Source organism: Micromonospora sp. MH33 (genome assembly GCF_003013775.1).
Classification (GTDB): Bacteria; Actinomycetota; Actinomycetes; order Mycobacteriales; family Micromonosporaceae; genus Micromonospora; species Micromonospora fulviviridis.
Genome location: NZ_MUYZ01000445.1, coordinates 1 through 3,762 on the forward strand (window position 1 = coordinate 1; position 3,762 = coordinate 3,762).

3 protein-coding genes and 1 pseudogene are annotated in these 3,762 nt (G+C 75.0%); all 4 read left to right on the top strand.

Going from position 1 to position 3,762, the window contains the following annotated elements; all coding sequences use genetic code 11:
- The first annotated feature begins 389 nt into the window (after positions 1-389).
- The 4 genes and pseudogenes from B0E53_RS34070 (at position 390) to fmt (ending at position 3,682) form a co-directional block, all read left to right on the top strand.
- A complete protein-coding gene (locus B0E53_RS34070) occupies positions 390-1,373 on the top strand; it encodes an AAA family ATPase (RefSeq protein WP_107079667.1) in 984 nt (327 codons plus the stop codon).
- Between the two features lie 74 nt (positions 1,374-1,447).
- A pseudogene (locus B0E53_RS34075) lies at positions 1,448-2,147 on the top strand (cytochrome P450).
- A gap of 42 nt (positions 2,148-2,189) precedes the next feature.
- A complete protein-coding gene (gene def / locus B0E53_RS34080) occupies positions 2,190-2,750 on the top strand; it encodes a peptide deformylase (RefSeq protein ID WP_107079668.1) in 561 nt (186 codons plus the stop codon).
- Between the two features lie 5 nt (positions 2,751-2,755).
- Complete coding sequence (gene fmt / locus B0E53_RS34085; protein ID WP_107079669.1) at positions 2,756-3,682, top strand: methionyl-tRNA formyltransferase; 927 nt, start codon at positions 2,756-2,758, stop codon at positions 3,680-3,682.
- Positions 3,683-3,762 lie beyond the last annotated feature (80 nt).

Below are 3,762 nucleotides of genomic sequence, written 5' to 3' on the forward strand. Positions count from 1 at the left end.
CCCGGTGCCCGCCGACGAGGGGCGGGAACGGATGCTGGTCCGGGTGCCCCGGGCCCGGGCCGCCGCCCTGGCCGGGGCGCTGCACGCGGCCGCCGGGCAGCGCAGCGCCCGCAAGGCGGCCGACCCGGTGCGGCTCCAGATCGACCCGCTCAGCCTGTTCTGAGCCCGGCCGCCACCCGTGACGTGGCGCACCCGGGCCGTCGCGTACGGTCGTGACCTGGGGTTTGTCGGACACCTCGTCCGGCAAACGGGTGGAAGACGCGTGATAGCATCGCCCGTCATGCCCAGGCGCACGACGGCTCCCGGGCGCGGCGCGGTGAAGCGGGAGTGCGTCGAGCCGACGCGGATTCGATGCTGTCAATCAGCCGGTGATCAGGGGTGGACCAGTCGTGACCGTTCGTCAGTCGATCGTCTTCAATGGTGACCTCGGCAGCGGCAAGAGCACCGTCTCCGTCGAGATCGCCAAGCGGCTGGGGCTGCGCCGGGTCAGCGTCGGCGACCTCTACCGCCAGATGGCCCAGGAGCGGCAGATGACCGCCCTCCAGCTCAACCTGCACGCCGAGCTGGACCAGGCCGTCGACGGCTACGTCGACCAGCTCCAGCGGAACATCGCCGCCTCCGGCGAGAGCCTGGTGATGGACTCCCGGCTGGCCTGGCACTTCTTCACCGACGCGCTCAAGGTGCACATGATCACCGAGCCGACCGAGGCGGCCCGGCGGGTGCTGGCCCGCCCGTCCGGCCCGGCCGAGAGCTACACCTCCCTGGAGGAGGCGAAGGCCAAGCTCCGCGAGCGCAGCGAGAGCGAGCGCGGCCGGTTCATCGTGCGCTACGGCGTCGACAAGGCCCGGCTGCGCAACTACGACCTGATCTGCGACACCACCCGGGCCACCCCGGAGCAGGTGATCCAGCACGTCATCGACGTCTACGAGGGCCGGCTCGGCGCGGACGTGCTGCGCGACGGCCAGCCGCTGCTGCTGCTCGACCCGGCCCGGGTCTACCCGACCGAGGACATCGCCACGCTGCGCGGGCTGTGGGACTCGGAATTCGTGGGTGAGGTGGCCGGGTCCGGCGACGAGGCCCTGGAACCGGTGAACATCGGCTACACCGGCGAGTACTTCTTCGTGGTCGACGGCCACCGCCGGCTCAGCGCCGCCCTGCAGAGCGGCTTCCCGCTGGTGCCCGCCCGGCTGGTCGCCGAGGTGGACGAGCCGGTGGTCGGCGGGGTGAGCGCGGTCGACTTCTTCGCCGCCCAGGCCCGGCCCGGCCTGATCCACGACTGGGAGGCCGCGCACGGCCTCCAGCTGCCGCTGCCCGAGCACGCCCTGCTCGGCGGGGACGCGGTGCTGGCGGGGGAGCCGGGCGCCGGCGCCTGAGGCGGGCCGCGGCGGATCGCCGGATCGGGCCGGCGGGAGCATGATGGAGGCTTCCGACGCCCGGGAGGCCGACCGTGGACCCTGCCGACGCCCTCGCGCTGCTGTTGTCCCCTCAGGGGCGGGTCGATCCCTACCCGACCTACGAGCGGCTGCGCGGCTACGGACCGGTGGTCCAGGCCGGGCCGGCGTTCCATCTGGTCACCGGCTACGCGGAGACCGGGGCGCCACCGAGGTGCGCGACTACTTCACCGACCTCGTCGCGGCCCGCCGGCGCGCCCCGGCCGACGACCTCACCACGGCGCTCGTGCAGGCCCACGACGGCGACGGCCATAAATCGGCCTCCGCGCCGCAAGGCGGCGCTACGACTCCCCGGTGCAGCTCACCTCGCGGATGAGCACCGCACCGACCCGCTACGGCGGGGTGGACCTGCCCGCCGGGAGCTGGCTCATCGTGCTGTTCGGCGCGGCCAACCGGGACCCCGGCCGCTACCCGGAGCCGGGCCGGTTCGACCCGTGGCGCCCCGCGGTGCACCCGCTCTCCTTCGGCGCCGGCCCGCACTACTGCCTGGGCGTCGGCCTGGCCCGGCTGGAGGCGCAGGTGGCGTTCCCGCTGCTGCTGCGCCGGCTGCCCGGCCTCGCCCTGGCCGGGCCGGGCGAGCGGCGGGTCCGGCTCACCCTGCGCGGATACGCCACCCTGCCGGTCACTGTCGGTGACGAAGCGTTCCCGGTCACCGATCGCGGTACGCCGGCCGGGGCGACCGGATCGACTCCGTAGACTGGTACGGCACCACTCGTCCCAGACAAGGAGCCACTCCGCGTGACCGTCCAGCCCATCCGTCTGTTCGGCGATCCGGTGCTGCGCACGCCGGCCGACCCGGTCGTCGACTTCGACGCCGAGCTGCGCAAGCTGATCGCCGACCTGACCGACACGATGCGCGAGCAGAACGGCGCCGGCCTGGCCGCGCCGCAGCTCGGGGTGGGCCTGCGGGTGTTCACCTTCGACGTGGACGACGTCCTCGGGCACCTGGTGAACCCGGTGCTGGAGTTCCCCGACGAGGAGGAACAGGACGGCCCGGAGGGCTGCCTGTCCATCCCGGGGCTCTACTTCGACACCAAGCGCCGGCAGAACGTCATCGCCAAGGGCTTCAACGGCTACGGCGACCCGCTGCAGATCGTCGGCACCGGCCTGATGGCCCGCTGCGTGCAGCACGAGACCGACCACCTCGACGGGGTGCTCTTCGTCGACCGGCTCGACCCGGCCGGCCGCAAGGAGGCCATGAAGGCGATCCGCCAGGCCGAGTGGTACGACGAAACCGCCCCGCCGACCGTCAAGCTCAGCCCGCACGCCGCCGGCAACCCGTTCGGCCTGGGGCGGTGACCCGGATGCGCCTGGTCTTCGCCGGCACGCCGGCCGTCGCCGTACCCGCGCTCGACGCCATCGCCGCCTCCGGCCACGAGCTGCTCGCCGTGGTCACCCGCCCCGACGCCCCCGCCGGCCGGGGCCGGGGCCTGGTCCGCTCCCCGGTCGGTGCCTGGGCCGACGCGCACGGCGTCGAGGTGCTCACCCCGGCGCGGCCGCGCGAGCCCGAGTTCCTCGACCGGCTCCGCGAGCTGGCCCCGGACTGCGTGCCGGTGGTCGCCTACGGCGCGCTGGTGCCGCCGGCGGCGCTGGAGATCCCCCGGCTCGGCTGGATCAACCTGCACTTCTCGCTGCTGCCCGCCTGGCGCGGCGCGGCGCCCGTGCAGCACGCCGTGCTGCACGGCGACGAGCTGACCGGGGCCAGTGTCTTCCAGCTGGAGGAGGGGCTGGACACCGGCCCGGTCTACGGCACGGTCACCGACGAGGTCCGGCCCGCCGACACCTCCGGGGACCTGCTGGAGCGGCTCGCCCACTCCGGCGCCGGGCTGCTGGTGGCCGTGCTCGACGCGCTGGCCGCCGGCACCGCCCGGGCCGAGCCGCAGCCGGCCGACGGGGTCTCCCTCGCGCCGAAGCTCACCGTCGAGGACGCCCGGGTCCGCTGGGCCGACCCGGCCTTCGCGGTGGACCGCCGGATCCGCGCCTGCACCCCGGCCCCCGGCCCGTGGACCACCTTCCGCGGCGACCGGGTCAAGCTCGGCCCGGTCACCCCGGTGGCCAACGGCCCGGAGCTGAAGCCCGGCGAGCTGCTGGTGGAGAAGGCCCGGGTGCTGGCCGGCACGGGCACCGTCCCGGTGCAGCTCGGTGAGGTGCGCGCGGCCGGCAAGAAGGCCATGTCGGCCGGCGACTGGGCGCGCGGCGCCCGGGTCGCCGCCCGCGAGGTGCTCGCGTGACCGGGCCGTCCGAGCCGCGCGGCGAGCGCTTCTCCGACGACGGTCCGCGCGGCGGCCGGTCCGGGGACGCCGGGCGGTTT